Genomic DNA, 16,342 nt, shown 5'->3' with positions numbered 1-16,342 from the left:
GTCCTCACTGCATCGGCGCGAAGCTTTCGCGGAAGAGGCGCACCCAGTTGCCCCCAGCGATCTTCGCAACCTCTTCAGACGAGAACCCGCGCTTTTCCAGCGCGTCTATCAGGGCTGGGAAATCGACCGGCGACTGGAACCAGGACGGCCAGCTCGAAAAGCCCGTGATCGGAACAGCGCTTTCGCGAGCCCAGCGTCCGGCACGCCACCACTTGATCTCACTGACCGGCCAGCCGTCATAGAAGTCGGTGCCGATGCCAACGGCGTCGATACCAATGGTTTCGACGGTCCACGCGACCATCTCGGTGAAGGTGTCGAGTGTGCAATTCGAGCCATCGCGCATGATCTTGGGATACATCGACAGGCCGAGAACGCCGTTGCGTTCGGCGAGACGCTTGATCAACGCGGTCGACTTGTTGCGGCGGTTCAATTCGATGTCGGTGCCGACGAAAGCCGAAGGGTTGGCGTGCGTGATGGCGATAGGCCGCGAGGAGTATTCAATAGCATCGCTCGAGCTGCGCTCGGTGCAGTGAGACACGTCGATCAGCATGCCGAGACGGTTCATTTCGGCGATCACGTTGCGGCCGAAGAACTGCGACACGCCGTTTTCATCCGATTCCCAGCAGCCAGAGGCGATGCGGTTCTGCACATTGTAAGTCAGCTGTGCGATGCGGACGCCGAGCTTGTAGAAGATCTCGATCAGCTCGATGTCGTCCTCGAAGGGCGAGGTGTCCTGGAAGCCGTAGACGATGGCAGTCCTGCCAGAGGCGGCAATGGCCTCGATCTCGTCTGCGGTGGTCGCCAGGGCGATCAGGTCGGCGTTGTTCTCAAGCAGGCGGTTCCACTCGCCGATGGCCGACAGTGTTTCGCGCGCCGATTCCCAGATCGCCAGCGTCACGTGCACACAGCCGACGCGTCCCTTCTGCCATTCGAGGAAGCGGGCGCGCTCCGGCTTGTTGAATTGCAATGCGTCGACGATGATCGGAGCTCGTAGCTGCGCGCTTTGGTGGTCCATCTGCCAGTCCTTTCAGTACTTGACGTTTGTTCTAATAAGCGAAGGGGTCGATCGCCGGTGCGTAGTCGGTAACGACCGATTTGATCTGCGTGAATTCGTCCAGGGCTTCGGGGCCGTTCTCCCGGCCGAGCCCGGATTGCTTGTAGCCACCGAAGGGAATCCGGACGTCGATGGCGCGGTAGGTGTTGACCCAGACTGTTCCGGCCTTGAGCTTGCGGCTGACGCGCCTGATACGGCGCATGTCAGTGGTCCAGAAACCAGCGGCGAGTCCGAACTCGCTGGCATTTGCGAGAGCTACGGCTTCATCCTCGGTTTCGAAGGTCTGGACCGTGACGACCGGACCGAACACTTCCTCGCGCACGATCCGCATGTCGGGGGTAACATCGACGATGACGGTCGGCTGGAACCAGCAGCCCTCGGCGAGCGGACCTTGCATCGCTGGGGACTTGCCACCGACGAGCACGCGGCCGCCTTCAGCCACGGCTCCGCTGACGAAACCTGCAATCCGGGCGAGATGCCGTGCCGAAGCAACGGGGCCGACATGCGTATCGGCCGCCTTGGGATCACCGATACGCAGCCGGCTGATCGAGGCCTGGTAGAGCTCGAGGAATTCGCCGGCGATCGAGGCGTGCAGCAGCAGACGCGAGCCCGCGACGCAGGTCTGTCCGGTTGCCGAGAAAGCACCTTGCGTGGCTGCGATGACAGCCGAACCGATGTCGGCGTCCTCGAAGACGAGGTGCGCCGACTTGCCGCCAGCCTCGCAAACGAAGCGCTTCATCGCGCCGACAACCTTGGCGCCCAACTGCCGTGCCACCGCCGTGCTGCCGGTGAAGGTCACCATCGCCGTATCGGGATGCGTGGCCAGCGCCTCGCCGATCGCCGCATCGCCGATCACGACATTGACGACACCGCGCGGGAAACCCGCTTCGATGGCGAGCTCGGCCAGGCGGATACTCGATGCCGGGGCTTCGGCAGGCGGCTTGAGGATGACGACATTGCCGGTGGCAAGCGCCGGCGCCAGCTTCCATGATCCCAGCGACAGGGCGCCATTGAAAGGTGTGATGGCAACGACGATGCCGAGCGGTTCGCGTTCGATGCGTGCCTCGACGCTGCGCCCGATCTCGCGAGTGGCGCTATCATGCGTCTCGATAAGGCTGGCGTAATAATGGTACCAGCGCGCCGTCGCCCGTATCTCGCCAAAGGTCGCCCGGTTGGGCTTGCCGTTGGCCAGGCTTTCGAGACGGCCCAGTTCCTCGGCGTTGGCGGCAATGAGATCGCCCAGCCGACGCAACAATGCAGCCCGTTCGGCCCCAGTGAGGTCTGCCCACTCACCAGACTCCCGCGCGGCGGCGGAACTTGCGATCGCCGCGTCAGCCGATGCCGGATCGAGGCGGGCGTAGGCCCAGGTTTGTCCGGTAGCCGGATCGACCAGTGGCACGGAGTTGCCGCTGGCTGGCAAGGCACTGCCATCGACGAAGGAGGTGAAGACCGTCACGATGCCCGTCTCCTGCTTGGCCCGGGCTTCTGTCTTGGCGTCCATCACGCGGTTACTCCTGCGATGCCGGCACCAAGCGCGCGGCGGACTGTGGCGCTCTGCATGTGATGGCAGGCGGCGAGATGTCCTTTTTCAACTTCGCGCAGCTTCGGCTCGACACTGCGGCACTCTTCCGTCGCGAACTGGCATGACTTGTGGAACCGGCAGCCGCTCGGCGGTGCTATCGGATTTGGCGGCTCGGCGCGCACTTCGATACGTGCCCTGTTGCGCTCGATCTGCGGATTGGGAACAGGCACCGCCGAAAGCAGCGCATGGGTGTAGGGATGGTGCGGGGCAGCGAAAAGCCGATCACGTCCCGCGATCTCCATCACCTTGCCGCCATAGAGCACCACGACCTGGTTCGACACATGCCTGACGACGCTGAGGTCGTGAGTGATGAACAGGTAGGTCAGCTTGCGCTTCTTCTGCAGGTCCATCAGCAGATTGAGGATCTGCCCCTGGATGCTGACGTCGAGTGCCGAGACCACCTCGTCGAGCACGATGAATTCCGGCTGCACGGCGAGCGCCCGGGCAATTGCCACACGCTGGCGTTGGCCGCCTGACAGTTCGAGCGGGTAACGGGCGGCGAGTTCCGGCCTCAGGCCGACGCTGTCGAGCAACTCCTGCACGAAGGCGCCGCAATCGGCCTTGGAAACGATACGGTGGTAGACAAGCGCTTCGCGCAATGTCGCGCCGACAGTCATACGCGGATTGAGGCTGGCATAAGGATCCTGGAACACCAGTTGCCCGATACGCGGCAGTGCACCGCGCTCCGTCTTGAGGGCGGCAAGGTCCTGGCCGAAGATGTTCACCGAACCGCTGCTTGCCGGCGCCAGTCCGAGCAGCGCCCGGCCAGTTGTGGACTTGCCGCTACCGCTTTCGCCGACGAGGCCGACGGTCGAGCCCGCCGGAATTTCAAAAGACACGCCATCGACCGCGCGGATGGCGCCGGTCGGACGGCGGAGAAAGCCGCTGCGGATCGGAAACTGGACATGAAGGTCATCGACCCGGATGGAAGACCTGGTGTCGAGATTTGTCATGACACCCCTCCCGATGTCGCGATGCCGCGGACTGGCGCCATATTGGATCTTGCCCAAGGATCGACCGAACAACGGATGAGATGGCCGTTTCCGGCGTCCTTGGCTTCAAGCGCCGGCAGCTGCTCGCGGCAGGCCGGTTGCACCAGCCGGCAGCGCGGGTGAAAGGCACAGCCTGATGGTGGGCGGCGTGGATCTGGCGGCAGACCGGCGATGGGGGTCAGGCGCTTGTCGGCTGGCTCATCGAGCTTGGGGATCGCCTCCAGCAAGGCGCGCGTATAGGGATGGCGCGGTTCGCTGAAGATGGCGTCCGTCGATCCTGACTCGACCACGCGCCCCGCATACATGACCGCCACCTGGTCGGCGACACCGGCAACGACGCCGAGGTCGTGGGTGATGATCACCAGCGCCATGCCAAGCTCGCGGCGCAGCTGATCGATCAGGCGCAGGATCTGGGCCTGGATGGTCACGTCGAGCGCCGTGGTCGGCTCGTCGGCGATAAGCACCTTGGGATTGCCGCTGATCGCGGTTGCGATCAACACGCGCTGGCGCATGCCGCCTGACAGCTCGTGCGGATAGGCGCCCAATCGAGCCGCCGCCCCTGGAATGCCGACAAGGTCGAGCAGTTCGATGCACCGATCGCGCGCCGCCTTCCGGCTCATGCCATCATAGTGGATCATCGGCTCGGCCATCTGTGTACCGATTGTCATCGACGGATTGAGCGCCGACAGCGCATCCTGGGAAATCAGCGCCATGCCCTTGCCCCGCAGGCTGCGGAACTGTCGCGCCGACAGCGCGGCCAAGTCCTGGCCCTCGAACTTCACCTTGCCGGCGCTGATGCGCCCGCTCGCCGGCAGAAGACCGAGCACGGCGAGCATGGTCTGGCTCTTGCCGCAGCCGGACTCGCCGACAATGCCAAGTGCTTCGCCGCGACCGACAACGAAAGACACGTCGTTAACGACGTGAACCGAGCGCAGCGTACTGCCGTAGCTTACGCGAAGATCTGAGACCTCCAGCACCGGCGAAGGGCGTACGGCATCCATGGACGTTGAAATGGCGTTCATCGGATCAGGCCAGCTTAATCTTGGGGTTGAAGTAGGCGTACAGGATGTCGATCGTGAAATTGATCAGGACGAACGCCACCGCGAGAAGGAGGATGCCGCCCTGGATCAGCGGGATATCCCGCGTCGAGATGGCCTGGTACATCGCAAGGCCAATGCCGGGCCAAGAGAACACAGTCTCGGTCATGACGGCGCCGCTGAGCAGGAAGCCCATCTGCATGCCGATCACTGTGATAACGGCCGGCATAGCGTTTGGCAGGGCATGGAAGAAGACGATACGCCATTCGCCGATGCCACGGCTACGGGCGGTGCGGACATAGTCGCTGCCGATGACGTCAAGGAGCGAGGAACGCGTCATCCGGGCAATCGCGGCAAGCGACCAGGCGGCGAGCGTTAGCGTCGGCAACAACATATGCGCGAGCAAGTTGACGAAGCCGCCGTCACCTGAGGTCATGCCGCTGACGGGCAGCAGCCGAAGCTGGAGACCGAAGGCCAGGATCAGCAGAAGTCCGAGCCAAAAGGACGGCATTGAGTTCAGGAACAACACAACAACTGTCAGTGCACGATCGCGCAGCGATCCGGGCTTGAGGGCAGCGAACGTACCTGCCGCGACCCCGAGCACCGAAGCCAGGACGATGGCGGCAAATGCGAGCAGCGCGGTGTTCATCATGCGTGAGGCAAGCACTTCGGAAACCGGCTTGGAGAAGGTCAGCGACTGGCCAAAGTCGCCATGGACGAGGTTCTGCAGATAGAGCAGGTACTGGCCGAGGGCGGAACGGTCGAGGCCGAGTGCCTGGCGCAATTGCGCCCTCGCCTCTTCGGAAGCGCCCGGCCCGAGCAATATGTCGGTCGGGTCGCCGGGGATGATCTGCGACAGCAGGAACGTCGCCAGCGTGACACCAAATATCACGGGGATCGTCTGCAAGGCGCGACGTGCGATAAAGGACAACATCTCGATTTCCTAAGCTCAGTCGCGGTCGCGCTTCATGCGCGGGTCGAGCAGGTCTCTTGCGGCGTCGCCCAGCAGGTTGAAGCCGATGGCCAGCAGTGCGATTGCAAGTCCTGGAATGGTGGCAACGTGGGCTGCGGTGGCGAGCGCCATGCGGCCGCCGCCAAGCATCTGGCCCCAGTCGGGCGTCGGCGGCTGAGGGCCAAGACCAAGGAAACTCAGGCTCGCCGCCAAGATGACGTTTCGGCCGGTCTGCAACGTGCCATAGACCAGCACCGGGGCAAGTACGTTGGGCAACACGTGACGCAGTGCGATCCTGAGGTGACCATAGCCAAGCGCAGTTGCGGCCTCGACATAAAGCTCCTCCTTGACGCCAAGCACGACGCCGCGAACGATCCTGCCGAAAGCCGGGATGGTAACAACGATCATGGCGATGATCATCGATGAAAGCCCGGGCCCGAGCGCAGCGCTGATACCCAGTGCCAGCAGAATGCCCGGGAAAGCAAACATCACGTCGAAGATACGCATGACGATGCTGTCCCAGACACCACCGGCATAGCCGGCGAACAGCCCGACCGCCCCGCCGATGACGAGCGCAATGACCGTCGGGACGACCGCGACCAGCAGAGCGAGGCGCGCGCCATACATCAGGCGGCTCAGAATATCGCGGCCGAGTTCGTCGGTGCCGAGGAAATAGCCGGGCGACAGTGGGGGAAGATAGCGAGCAATGGGGTTAGCACGAAACGGATCATGCGGCGCGATGATGTCGGCGAAGATCGCCACGAACATCATCACGGCAAGGATGCCGACCCCGGTCACCAAAGTCCCATTGCGGAAGAGCCTGCCGAAGTCGAACGAGCGCTTGGTGCCCTCGCCGCCTGCGGTTGTTGCTGCCTCTGACATCGCTATCCTCCCCAAGCGCGGTCTAGGCGACGGACCAGAGTTTCCCGAGATTGGGAATCTGGTCGCGAAGGCCGAGGTAACGCAGTGCGCGCCACAGCGTCGCCTGGTTGCTGGAGATCACCGGCACGCCGGTGTCCATTTCGAGATACTGGATCATTTCGAAGGTACGGTAGGTGCCGCACGAGATCAGGATCGCGTCGGCATCGCCAGCTTCCTTGAACACCTGCCGACCGAGGCGATAGGCACTGTCGGAATCGTGCAGGCTGGCCTCGAATGGGTCGGTGATCTGGAGACCGCCCATTGCGCGGACCTGGAAACCGTGTGCCTCCATGTAGCTGGTCATCGCCGCGTTGACCTCATCGGAGTAGATCGTGCCGACAGCGATCTTGCGGGCGTTGACCGCCTTGAGCGCATCCATCATCGCGGCCATCATGGTGATCGCGGGAATGCCGGTTTCCTTCTCGATCTCGGCCACGACCTGCTCGTCATGGCCGGGGCCACGCAGAAAGGTACCTGGTGCGCCACACTGGACGATCAGGTCGACCTTGGCGGTGGCAAGCTGACGCGATGCCTCGAGAACCTGGCTCATCATCACCCGCAGCCCGGCGTCATCGACGCGCGGAACGATGGTGCGGGCGTCGGCGAAGGCAACACCGACCGGTGCCACCGAGCGCCACTCTTCCGCGCCCTCGATGGACGTCGCCGGACGCATCTGACCAATCCTGGCCCGCCAACCTAACATCATGTGAAAACTCTCCCTTTGCAAAAATAGTGAAATGACGGTCGAAGCATGATCCCGCAAAACGCGTACGGTTTTACGCCGGGATCATGCTCGGACCAGAAGTTGAAGCCGCATCCCGATTTCCTTCGGGATGAAACAGGCCCTAGTCGACAGAGACCTGCGAGAAGTCGATATAGACCGACGCTGCGGCTTCGATGCCCTTGACGTTGCTGCGGATGACCCGCGGCAGGCGATCCTGATAGAGGAACAGGTACGGCGCATCCTCCGCCACCTTGGCGGCGGCATCGACATAAAGCGCAGCACGCTTGGCCTCGTCCCGCTCGCTGCGGGCTGTGGCCAGCTTGGCGTCGACATCGGCGTTCTGGTACCAGCCGCGATTGACGCCCTTGGGCGGTTGTTGCGAGCTCGCAAACAGGCGCTCGAAGACATAGGCGCTGCCGGCACCCGTGACCCAGCCATTATAGGAGCCGTGGACATCGTCGGCATAGCCCGGACGCTCGGTCGAGATCATGGTCGTGAACTCGAGCAGTTGTGGCTGCAGGTCGACGCCAACCGCCGCCAGATCCTGCTGAATGAGCGTCATCAACTGCGGCGACAGACCGAAACCCGGGCCATTGTTCGGCGCGAGCACCTTGAGCGTCACCGGTGCCTTCAGGCCGATCTCGGCAAGCAGCGCCTTGGCCTTTTCCGGATCGTAATTGTATTCCTTGACGGTGCCCGCCGCGAGTGCAGTGATCTCGTTGCCTGTTGGCACGGGACCGCCGCGCGGTACAGCCTGTCCACCGAACAAGGCAGCGATGAAGTCGCGATTGACCGCGTAGTTCAGCGCCTGACGAAAGCGGGCGTCCTTGGTGTATTCGGCCTTCATGTTGAGGCGAATGAAGTAGAAGTTCGCCGCATCGGTGTACTGCACCTTGAGGTCCGGCTCGGCCGAAAGCTGGGTCACCTGCTCGGCGCTGGCGCTCGGGATCACATCGATCACACCGGTCTGCATGGCGATGGCAAGAGCGGTCGGGTCGGTCACGGCCTTGAAAACCAGCGTTTCGACCTTGGGGGTGCCGCGCCAGTAGCCGTCATTGCGGGCAAGCGTCAGGGCCTGCCCCTGCTCCAGCGTGGCAAGCTTGAACGGGCCGGTTCCAACCGGATGGAAGCCCAGTTCGTCACCCTTGTATTTCTCCATCGCGGCAGGCGAGATGATCGACATGCTGCGGTCGCTGAGCAAGCGCGGAAGCCCGGAAAACGCCTCCTTGAGCGTCAAGGTGAAGGTCTCGGCGTCGACCGCCTTGGAGCTGGCGATCCAGCGCGTCAGGAAGGCCATGGTGCTGCTGGCACGCTCGTCGAAGACAGCCGATTCCTTGTTCAGCAGCCGGTCGAAATTGGTCTGCACCGCCTGGGCGTCAAATGCGGTGCCGTCGTGGAAGGTTACGCCCTTGCGTAGCTTGAACGTATAGGTCAGGCCGTCATCCGAAACGCTCCATGACTCAGCCAAAGCCGGCGCGATGTCGGGGACGCCGGAGCCGCCCTTGGACAGGTCCTCGCGGATCAGCGTATCGAAGATAGCGCCTGCAATCCTGAGCCCGACACTGCCGGTGGTACGCTGCGGATCGAGCGGCGGCAGCGCCGCTTCCGAGCCGATTGTGACCGTCGCAGCCCAGGCCGGGGCCTGCGCCGATGCGATGACCGCGCCAAGCGCAATAAGCGCGATGCTCGCTGCATGCGCCTTCATTTTCAAACGAAACATGTTGTTCCTCCCCAATTCCATCTCGCTCTCCCCAGCTCGATTGTTTTTGTATTTAGGTTCGTGGATGCAGCCTCATGCGGACCAATCCGGCGCCACTTCATCCAGGACCGAGACCACTATCAAACAGCGCGATTGGATATTCAAATCTGAAAAACTCGTCTATTAATCAGCAAAACTTATTTATCGAAGATGGACGAATCAATATGGCCACAGCGCCTCGAAACTCTCCCATCTACACAGTCAGCATTCGGCATATCCGCTCTTTTTTGAGCGTCTGCAGGTACAAGAGCTTTACCCGCGCTGCCGTCGATCTGCATGTTTCGCAACCGGCTCTGACCATGGCGATACGACAGCTCGAAGACATGGTTGGAGCGAGCCTGTTCGACCGCACGACCCGCAACGTGACGCTGACGCCTGAGGCCAGCGACTTCCTGCCCATTGCCGAAAAGATCGTCGGCGACTTCGATATCGCCATCCAGGATATCCGCGCCACCGCGCACCAGCGTCGACGGCGCGTTGCGATCGCCTCGGTCTATTCCATAGCCACCAAGGTGCTACCGGACATTGTCAAGGATATGGCCGACCGCAATCCCGATATCCACGTGCGCGTACGTGACGGAAATTCGTCAGATGTCCGCCGCAGGGTGCGTCAGAACGAGGTCGATTTCGGTGTCGGTAGCAAGGAGCGCGAGGACGCGGAGCTCGAATTCACGCCGCTGTTTCGGGATCAGCTTGGCCTTTTGGCCCGCCACGATCATCCGCTGGCGCAGACCGGCGGCCCGGTCCGTTGGGCAGAGCTCGCCGGCTGGGATTTCATCGGGTTGAGTGTCGATACGGCAACTGCCCCGCTGCTCGAGCAGATCCCGAACCTGCCGGAATCCATCCGCCTGCCGCGTTATGAGGTTTCGACCAATTCAACACTCTGGGCGATGATAGAAACGGGGCTAGGTGTTACGACCACGCCCGCTTTGTCTGCCCCGAAACCCGAAAGCAGCCTGCGGTTCTGTCAGCTTGTCGAGCCTACCGTCTGGCGCGACGTCAGTATCATCAAGCGTCGCGGCAGAATATTGCCGCCGGCCTCGATAGAGATCATCCGTCTGATCAAGACCGCGCTGCGCGCCGCAGCCAAAGGCCAACTGATCGAACCGGAGGATGAGATTGCCTGACGACCAAAACATGCCGGCAGGCAAGGAGAGCGGTCCCCTTATGTGAAACGGCAGAGCGTGCACGCCAATTCCGCATCGACCCAGGAGCGATCATTCGCGCCCTTGAGTATCTTGGCCATGACCACATCCTCCTCAGCCTTTTTCGCCGCTGCCACTGCATAGAGGGCGCCGGCGTCGCCATGCGGCACGGCAAGAATGCCGTCATCGTCGCCAATGACCAGGTCGCCCGGACAGATGACCATGCCGTCGATCGAAACCTCGACATTGATCTCGCCAGGACCATTGCGGTAGGGGCCGCGATGGGTGACGCCGGCCGCATAGACCGGAAAGCTGGCCTCGCCAATCGCCTTGCTGTCGCGGATGGCACCATTGATGATGATGCCGGCGATCCCTCTGTTGACCGCATGTGCCGCCATCATCTCGCCGATGATCGCATTGGTCAGATCACCACCTGCGTCGACCACCAGCACGTCGCCCGGTTCGGCGAGATCGATCGCCTTGTGCACCATGAGGTTGTCGCCAGGCCGCGTCTTCACGGTCAGTGCCGGACCAGCAAAACTGCCACCGGCATGCATCGGCCGGATACGGCTACCGCCTGCCGCCATACGCGACATGCTATCGCTGACGATGGCTACCGGAAGCTGACGAAACAGCTCGACCATCGCTTCATCCACCTTGTGCAAACGCTTCAGTACCCTGAAACCCCAACCATGCGTCTCTTCGGTCATTTGTCGTCCCCTTCAAGCAAAACGCCGGCCAAACCTGGCCGGCGAAGATGTTCTTACGTTGCCGATTACGGCCCCTTCGACGGGGCCGCCGGCTCGTCTTTCAGCAGCCCCCCCACAGCGCAGTCCTCGCGCTGCATCTCCCAGAAGGTGATGTAGACGGACTGGGGTCCCATGCCGCCAAGCGTATTGACCAACGCCTCGGTGACGGCCTTGGCAGCTGCGGCCTTCTGCTCGCGCGTGCGGCCGGGAAAGAGTTCGATCCTTACGAAGGGCATGCTGTACTCCTGCTGATGTCTGTTTGCGGTGAAGAGACCGACCCGAGGTCGCGTCGGTAGAGTTCGGCCAGTTCGGCGCGAAAGTCTGATATGGCCTTGGCGATGCGGGCTTGATCCCAGCCGTTGCTGGCGCCCAGTGAAGCTGCGATGTCCTGAATTGTTTGTTCGTTGAAATCGGTCGACCAGGCCTCACCGGTTCGACGCAGAGCGACATCGGCTATCGTCCTGGCATGCTCAGCGGCAAATGCCGTTGCGTCAGCGGCGCCGCGTCCCGCTTCAAGCACGTTGGGGGGCGCACTTCCAGCCTTCGGGCGAGATACCTTGAGCTGTTGGACAACCAGCCTGAGTAGCGACTTGGCGGTCTGGCGAGACGTCGCGACAGTGCCGCCCGTCACCGAAACAAGTCCGGGTAAACCATCGGCCGCATGATCGTGCACAATCCGGCCCGACGAGCCCCGGCTGCCCGGACGGACGCCAGCTATGGCATAACACACCGCCGAGCGGTCCAGACCAATGCCCGGCAACAGCGCATTTGCACGCGCAAGCAAGTCGTTGATCTCGGCATCCGTCGCTGCTGCCTTGGATGGATCGCCTGTGAACTTGCTGTTGGTGGCACCGATCAGGTGCAGCCCTTGACTTGGGATGCAGACGAACGCGCCCTTGTCCGTCGCCGCGACCAGCCCGTGGTCCTTGTATCGCTCAGGCAGCGCGACGCCGATCTGGACGCCCTTGCTGGCCGCGATGCGTTGCGGCGTCTCCGCCGATACCAGGCCCGTCACGCTGTCGATCCACGGTCCGGCCAGGTTGAGCACCATTCGCGCGGCAACCGTCGCCTCGGCTCCGTTCATCTCGTCGCGCAGCGTGGCGCTCCACTGGCCATCAGGCATCTGGCGTAATGCGTTGACAGAGGTGTAATTGCGAACTTCAGCCCCCAGGCGCTCTGCTGCCAGAGCTTGGTCGGCGCAAACGCGTTCCGGCCAGTCGAAGACGTAATCGCGGAATGTCACCACCCCGGCAAGATCATGGCGCGGCAGCAGCCATTCGGCGAACGGCAAGTCGTCAAGGTTATCGGCTTTCAGGCGCTTGTAGTCGAGCGGGATACCGCCGGTGCCGAGCAACGCCAAAAGCGCAGCAGCTGTGTCCATCTGCATACCGCCAACGCCACCGCGAAACAGCGGCATGACGATGGTGACCGGTCGGACCCTGTGCGGCATGGCGCCAACGAAATCGGCACGCGCCGCAAGCTGTTCGCGCGCGCTTTTCAACAGCGCCAGCCTATCGGGAAGTTGCGTCAGATGTTGCCATAACGACTTGCCGGCAGCACCCTCCAGCGACCGAAAACCACAATGCAGCATCCGGCTCGAGCGACTGCTTGTGCCACTACCAAAATCCGATCTCTCGACCAGCAACACCGCATAGCCGGCAATCGCCAGCGCCTCGGCCGTTGCGGAACCATTGGCACCGGCGCCGACAACGAGCACGTCGAAGGTGCGGCCTTCAAGCATCTCGACAGATGGTTCGCTCATGGTCCGCCAACTTTCCAACGCCGATCAATGCGTTTGTCTCGAACACTTCAGAGGCATGGATCGCGGCACATGTGTCAGCGAACTTGAAAATTCTCAGGTGATGAAAACTGGCCGTGGGACATATGAGCTGTCCACTGGTTGTCTTGCTGCCGACCGCACGCCCCTCTTATGCGGCGCTCAGGTTTTAGCAACGCGAAGGATTGATCGGCAAATTGCAAATCTTAGACCATTAATCAGCCACACTGATTAATTCAGCTGTCAATGTCGTGCCTCGGGCCGCGGCTATGCCGCGCGGACCTTGCTGGGCAGCACCTTGAAATGGTCACGAAAGCTCTTCGAGAAATGCGATGACGAAACAAAGCCGCAAGCGACCGCGATGTCCATGATTGGCATCGCGGTGAGCTCGATCAGCTGGCGCGCCTTTGCGAGGCGCAGGCCGAGATAATGCTGCCACGGCGTCGTCGCGAGATGCCGCTCGAACAGTCGCTCGATCTGGCGCCGCGACAACGACACCTGGACCGAGATCTCCTCCAGCGACAGCGGCTCCTCGATGTGCTTTTCCATCAGCTGGATGATGCGCAGCAGCTTCTTGCCGGTGCTGCCATAGCGCAGGCCCGGCGGCACCGACTGGCAGGAAGCACCGTCACGCCAGCGGTCGGCGGTGACATGCTGGCAGATGCTGCGCGCCAGCTCGGTACCGCAGCGCTCCTGCACGATGTCGATGGCAAGGTCGAAGGCAGCCAGTTCGCCGGCACAGGTGATGATCTGGCCGTCGCGTACGAACAGAGCATCGTCGATGGCAAGGTCGTAGAAGGTCTCGGACAAAGCCGCCATCTTGCCCCAGTGGATGGTGCAGCGGGCATCACCGAGCAAGCCGGCATCGGCGAGCAGCCACGTCGCCGTACCCAAGGCATAGACCGGCAGTTGGGCCCGGGCGATGCGGCGCAGGCAGGCGCGCAGATCCTGCGAGCCATGCCGCTCCACTCCTTCCCCGGCGCAGATCGCCACCGCCGCCTGCGACTCGAACGGCAGCGCCTTCGCGGCCTCGGCGAAACTGCCCGATACCTCGACCGAAATCCCGCTGGCGCTCGCCACCGAGCGGCCGTCGAGGCTGACGAGCTTCCAGCGGAACAGCTCGGTGCCAGACAGCGCATTGGCGAGCCGCAGCGGCTCGACCAGTGACGACAGGCAGAGCTGGGAAAAGCCCTGCAAGAGCAGGATGGAGAACCCGGCCGACGCTTGCGCCGCCTGATGTCGCAGCGCCTGGCGCTGGACCAGGCCGCCACCTGGCCAACGGGCTCCGACATCGAAGACCGTGGGCTTGCTCGGTGCGTTCATGTGGCCCTCCCGGCGCATACGGCAGGCGGGAGCTCGACTCCACAGCCAAAAACCGCCGGGTCACAAATTGGCGCAAAATAACACAAAATGCAACATTGCAATTTGTGGCGGCCACCGCCGGAGATGATCCGGGCTCAGTCTCCGACGGTCGCGGCAGGTGCAGTCATGGACAACAGCCAGTCACGGAATGCGCTCACCTTTGGTGTATTCGCCTTTTGCGGCGTGGTCAGGAACCAGTAGGAGCCAGCACCGCGCAGACGCTGTTTGAAAGGCGCGACAAGCAGGCCGCTCGCAAGCTCACGTTCGATGAGCGCCGTCCTGCCGAGCAACACGCCCTTGCCTTCGACCGCGGCACGAATGCCCATGATCGACTGGTCGAAGAATGAACCGGCCGAGGTGTCGATGCCGGTGACGCCGACATGGGCTAGCCAAGTATCCCAGTCTTCGTCATAGCCCGGCACATGCAGCAGGTCGCGAGCCCTGAGGTCTTCAGGCGAGTTCAATGTCTCGGCATATTTCGGCGCGCAGACGGGAAAGGTTTCGTCGCGCAAAAGCAGCATCGCTTCGCGCTTTGGCCAGTTGCCCCAGCCGAACTCGATCGCCGCGTCGACCTTGCCCTCGCCGTGGTCGAGCGCTGTCAGCCTGAGATCGATGGTCGGATGCTGGGCGCGAAACAGGTCGAGCCGCGGCGCGATCCACTGGCTGGCGAACGAGGTCGGCACATGCACGACCAGCATCTCGCGCGTGCCGCGCCCGGCGAGCTTGGCGGTTGCCTCGTCGATCAGCGCAAAGGCCCGGCCGAGGTCTTCGGCATAGATGCGGCCGCGGTCAGTCAGTCTGACGCCATTGGCATGGCGGTCGAACAGCTCCTTGCCGAGGCGCAGTTCCAAAGCCCGGATATGCTGGGAAATCGCCGACGGGGTGACGTTGAGCTCGCTGGCAGCGCCGGCAAAGCTGCCAAGCCGGGCGGCGGCCTCGAATGCCCGGAGCCAGTTCAGCGGAGGTCGGGCAGTTGCCATGGCACCATTAGTTTTTCTTGGCCTTCCCCCAAGGTAATCGCGTTTGCGGGCGCAGACAAGAACAATTCTAATCCGCCTCAAGCAAGCACTGGGAGGCGCCGCAATGAACGTTCACTGGCTCAATGGCTATCGGCCGGGCTACGGCCTGCCACGCGACTTCTACATCAACGCCGAAATCTTCGCCGAAGAGCAGGAGCGGATCTTCCGCAACAACTGGTTCTTCGCCGGACATTCCATCGAGCTGCCCAAGTCGGGCGACTACATGACGCTCACTGTCGGCGCCGCGCCGGTTGTGGTGGTGCGCGATCGCGACGGCAAGGTGCATGCCCACCACAATGTCTGCCGCCATCGTGGTTCGATCATCTGTACCAAGGAAAAGGGCAAGGCAACGCGGCTGGTCTGCCCCTATCATTCCTGGTCTTATGCCCATGACGGTCAGCTTATCGGCGCGCCGATGATGGGCGAGGACTTCGACAAGGCCGAGCATGGCCTCAAGCGCGTGCATGCCGAGGAGTTCGACGGGCTGATCTTCGTCAACCTCTCCGACACGCCCTCGCCGTTTCACGAGCTGCGCGACCACCTGTCGCCGATCCTGAAGTCACAAGGCATGAACCGCGCCAAGATTGCGTTGATCCGCGACTACGAGCTCGACCTGAACTGGAAGCTCGTCGTTGAGAACAACCGCGAGTGCTATCACTGCGAGGCCAATCACCACGGCTATGTATCGGTGCAGTACGACACCGAAAACGACAATCCAGACCTCACCGACGAGATATCGGAGCGCCTCGCCGATTGCGCCATCCGCTGGGAAAAGGCTGGTCTCGACACGGCCCGCGTCAACACCTCGTCCGACTACACCGCCGAGTGGTTTCGTGCCAACCGCACGCCGGTGCGCAAGGGCATGGTCACCGAAAGCCCCGACGGGCAGCTGGTCTGCGACGTGCTGATGGCCGGTTTCTTAGACCCCGACATGGGTACGGCACGCGCCAACACTAACATCAACTTCTGGTGCCACGCCAATTCCGACTATGCCCACACCGTGCGCATCACCCCGGTGTCGCCGACCAAGACCATCGTGCGCGGCTACTGGCTGGTCGACCAGAACGCGGTCGAGGGCCGCGACTACGATCCCGAGAAGGTCGCCGCTTTCCACGACGAGGTGATGTCGGAAGACTGGGAAATCTGCCGGCGCCAGTGGATCGGCATAACCTCGCCGGGTTTCCAGCCCGGACCCTACTCGCCGCTGAAGGAGCAGAACGTCGACCGCTACGTCAGGTGGTACGCCCGCCAGATGGGCGCCTGATCCTC

At 62.6% G+C, this 16,342-nt stretch carries 15 protein-coding genes; 2 read left to right on the top strand and 13 right to left on the bottom strand.

Translation table 11 applies throughout. The features are described from left to right. Positions 1–4: 4 nt before the first annotated feature. The 8 genes from IHE39_RS14105 to IHE39_RS14070 all read right to left on the bottom strand — a co-directional run bounded on the left by IHE39_RS14105 (position 5) and on the right by IHE39_RS14070 (position 8,982). Positions 5–1,015 (bottom strand): membrane dipeptidase, encoded by a 1,011-nt coding sequence (locus IHE39_RS14105; RefSeq protein WP_192566882.1) that lies wholly within the window; start codon positions 1,013–1,015, stop codon positions 5–7. Positions 1,016–1,046: 31 nt separating this feature from the next. Next, a complete protein-coding gene (locus IHE39_RS14100; protein ID WP_184770966.1) occupies positions 1,047–2,555 on the bottom strand; it encodes an aldehyde dehydrogenase family protein in 1,509 nt (502 codons plus the stop codon). After that, a complete protein-coding gene (locus IHE39_RS14095) occupies positions 2,555–3,589 on the bottom strand; it encodes an ABC transporter ATP-binding protein (protein ID WP_192566881.1) in 1,035 nt (344 codons plus the stop codon). The genes IHE39_RS14100 and IHE39_RS14095 overlap by 1 nt, the downstream gene beginning before the upstream one ends. Beyond that, a complete protein-coding gene (locus tag IHE39_RS14090; protein WP_184770962.1) occupies positions 3,586–4,650 on the bottom strand; it encodes an ABC transporter ATP-binding protein in 1,065 nt (354 codons plus the stop codon). The genes IHE39_RS14095 and IHE39_RS14090 overlap by 4 nt, the downstream gene beginning before the upstream one ends. Positions 4,651–4,654: 4 nt before the next feature. Then, the gene (locus IHE39_RS14085; RefSeq protein WP_184770960.1) at positions 4,655–5,599 is read right to left on the bottom strand and encodes an ABC transporter permease; all 945 of its coding nucleotides are present in this window, start codon (positions 5,597–5,599) and stop codon (positions 4,655–4,657) included. A 15-nt stretch (positions 5,600–5,614) separates the two neighbouring features. Next, on the bottom strand, positions 5,615–6,499 hold the full coding sequence (locus IHE39_RS14080) for an ABC transporter permease (RefSeq protein ID WP_192566880.1): 885 nt from the start codon (positions 6,497–6,499) through the stop codon (positions 5,615–5,617). A gap of 22 nt (positions 6,500–6,521) precedes the next feature. Beyond that, complete coding sequence (locus IHE39_RS14075; protein ID WP_210322412.1) at positions 6,522–7,211, bottom strand: maleate cis-trans isomerase family protein; 690 nt, start codon at positions 7,209–7,211, stop codon at positions 6,522–6,524. A gap of 172 nt (positions 7,212–7,383) precedes the next feature. Next, complete coding sequence (locus tag IHE39_RS14070; protein WP_184770954.1) at positions 7,384–8,982, bottom strand: ABC transporter substrate-binding protein; 1,599 nt, start codon at positions 8,980–8,982, stop codon at positions 7,384–7,386. A 74-nt stretch (positions 8,983–9,056) separates the two neighbouring features. Between IHE39_RS14070 and IHE39_RS14065 the strand changes: the two genes are divergently transcribed. Next, the gene (locus IHE39_RS14065) at positions 9,057–10,148 is read left to right on the top strand and encodes a LysR family transcriptional regulator (RefSeq protein ID WP_192566879.1); all 1,092 of its coding nucleotides are present in this window, start codon (positions 9,057–9,059) and stop codon (positions 10,146–10,148) included. 38 nt (positions 10,149–10,186) lie between these two features. On the opposite strand, the gene IHE39_RS14060 is transcribed toward IHE39_RS14065, so the two are convergent. From IHE39_RS14060 to gcvA, 5 genes are all read right to left on the bottom strand, one after another. After that, a complete protein-coding gene (locus IHE39_RS14060) occupies positions 10,187–10,876 on the bottom strand; it encodes an RraA family protein (RefSeq protein ID WP_192566878.1) in 690 nt (229 codons plus the stop codon). A 65-nt stretch (positions 10,877–10,941) separates the two neighbouring features. Then, positions 10,942–11,151 (bottom strand): tautomerase family protein, encoded by a 210-nt coding sequence (locus IHE39_RS31075; protein WP_184770950.1) that lies wholly within the window; start codon positions 11,149–11,151, stop codon positions 10,942–10,944. Continuing rightward, positions 11,139–12,677 carry an FAD-dependent oxidoreductase gene (locus IHE39_RS14050; RefSeq protein ID WP_192566877.1) on the bottom strand — a complete coding sequence of 513 codons (1,539 nt, stop codon included), beginning with the start codon at positions 12,675–12,677 and terminating at the stop codon, positions 11,139–11,141. Before IHE39_RS14050 ends, IHE39_RS31075 begins: the two co-directional genes overlap by 13 nt. Positions 12,678–12,959: 282 nt before the next feature. Next, positions 12,960–14,015, bottom strand: a complete 1,056-nt coding sequence (locus tag IHE39_RS14045; protein ID WP_184770946.1) for a GlxA family transcriptional regulator — start codon at positions 14,013–14,015, stop codon at positions 12,960–12,962. A gap of 134 nt (positions 14,016–14,149) precedes the next feature. Next, the gene (gene gcvA / locus IHE39_RS14040; RefSeq protein ID WP_184770943.1) at positions 14,150–15,034 is read right to left on the bottom strand and encodes a transcriptional regulator GcvA; all 885 of its coding nucleotides are present in this window, start codon (positions 15,032–15,034) and stop codon (positions 14,150–14,152) included. Between the two features lie 103 nt (positions 15,035–15,137). Between gcvA and IHE39_RS14035 the strand changes: the two genes are divergently transcribed. Continuing rightward, the gene (locus tag IHE39_RS14035) at positions 15,138–16,337 is read left to right on the top strand and encodes an aromatic ring-hydroxylating oxygenase subunit alpha (protein ID WP_192566876.1); all 1,200 of its coding nucleotides are present in this window, start codon (positions 15,138–15,140) and stop codon (positions 16,335–16,337) included. The last annotated feature ends 5 nt before the right edge of the window (positions 16,338–16,342 follow it).

The sequence above is a fragment of the Aminobacter carboxidus genome (assembly GCF_014863355.1).
GTDB lineage: Bacteria > Pseudomonadota > Alphaproteobacteria > Rhizobiales > Rhizobiaceae > Aminobacter > Aminobacter carboxidus.
The sequence above is the reverse complement of the archived record's forward strand: the minus strand, read 5'-3'. Positions and strand labels throughout refer to the sequence as shown.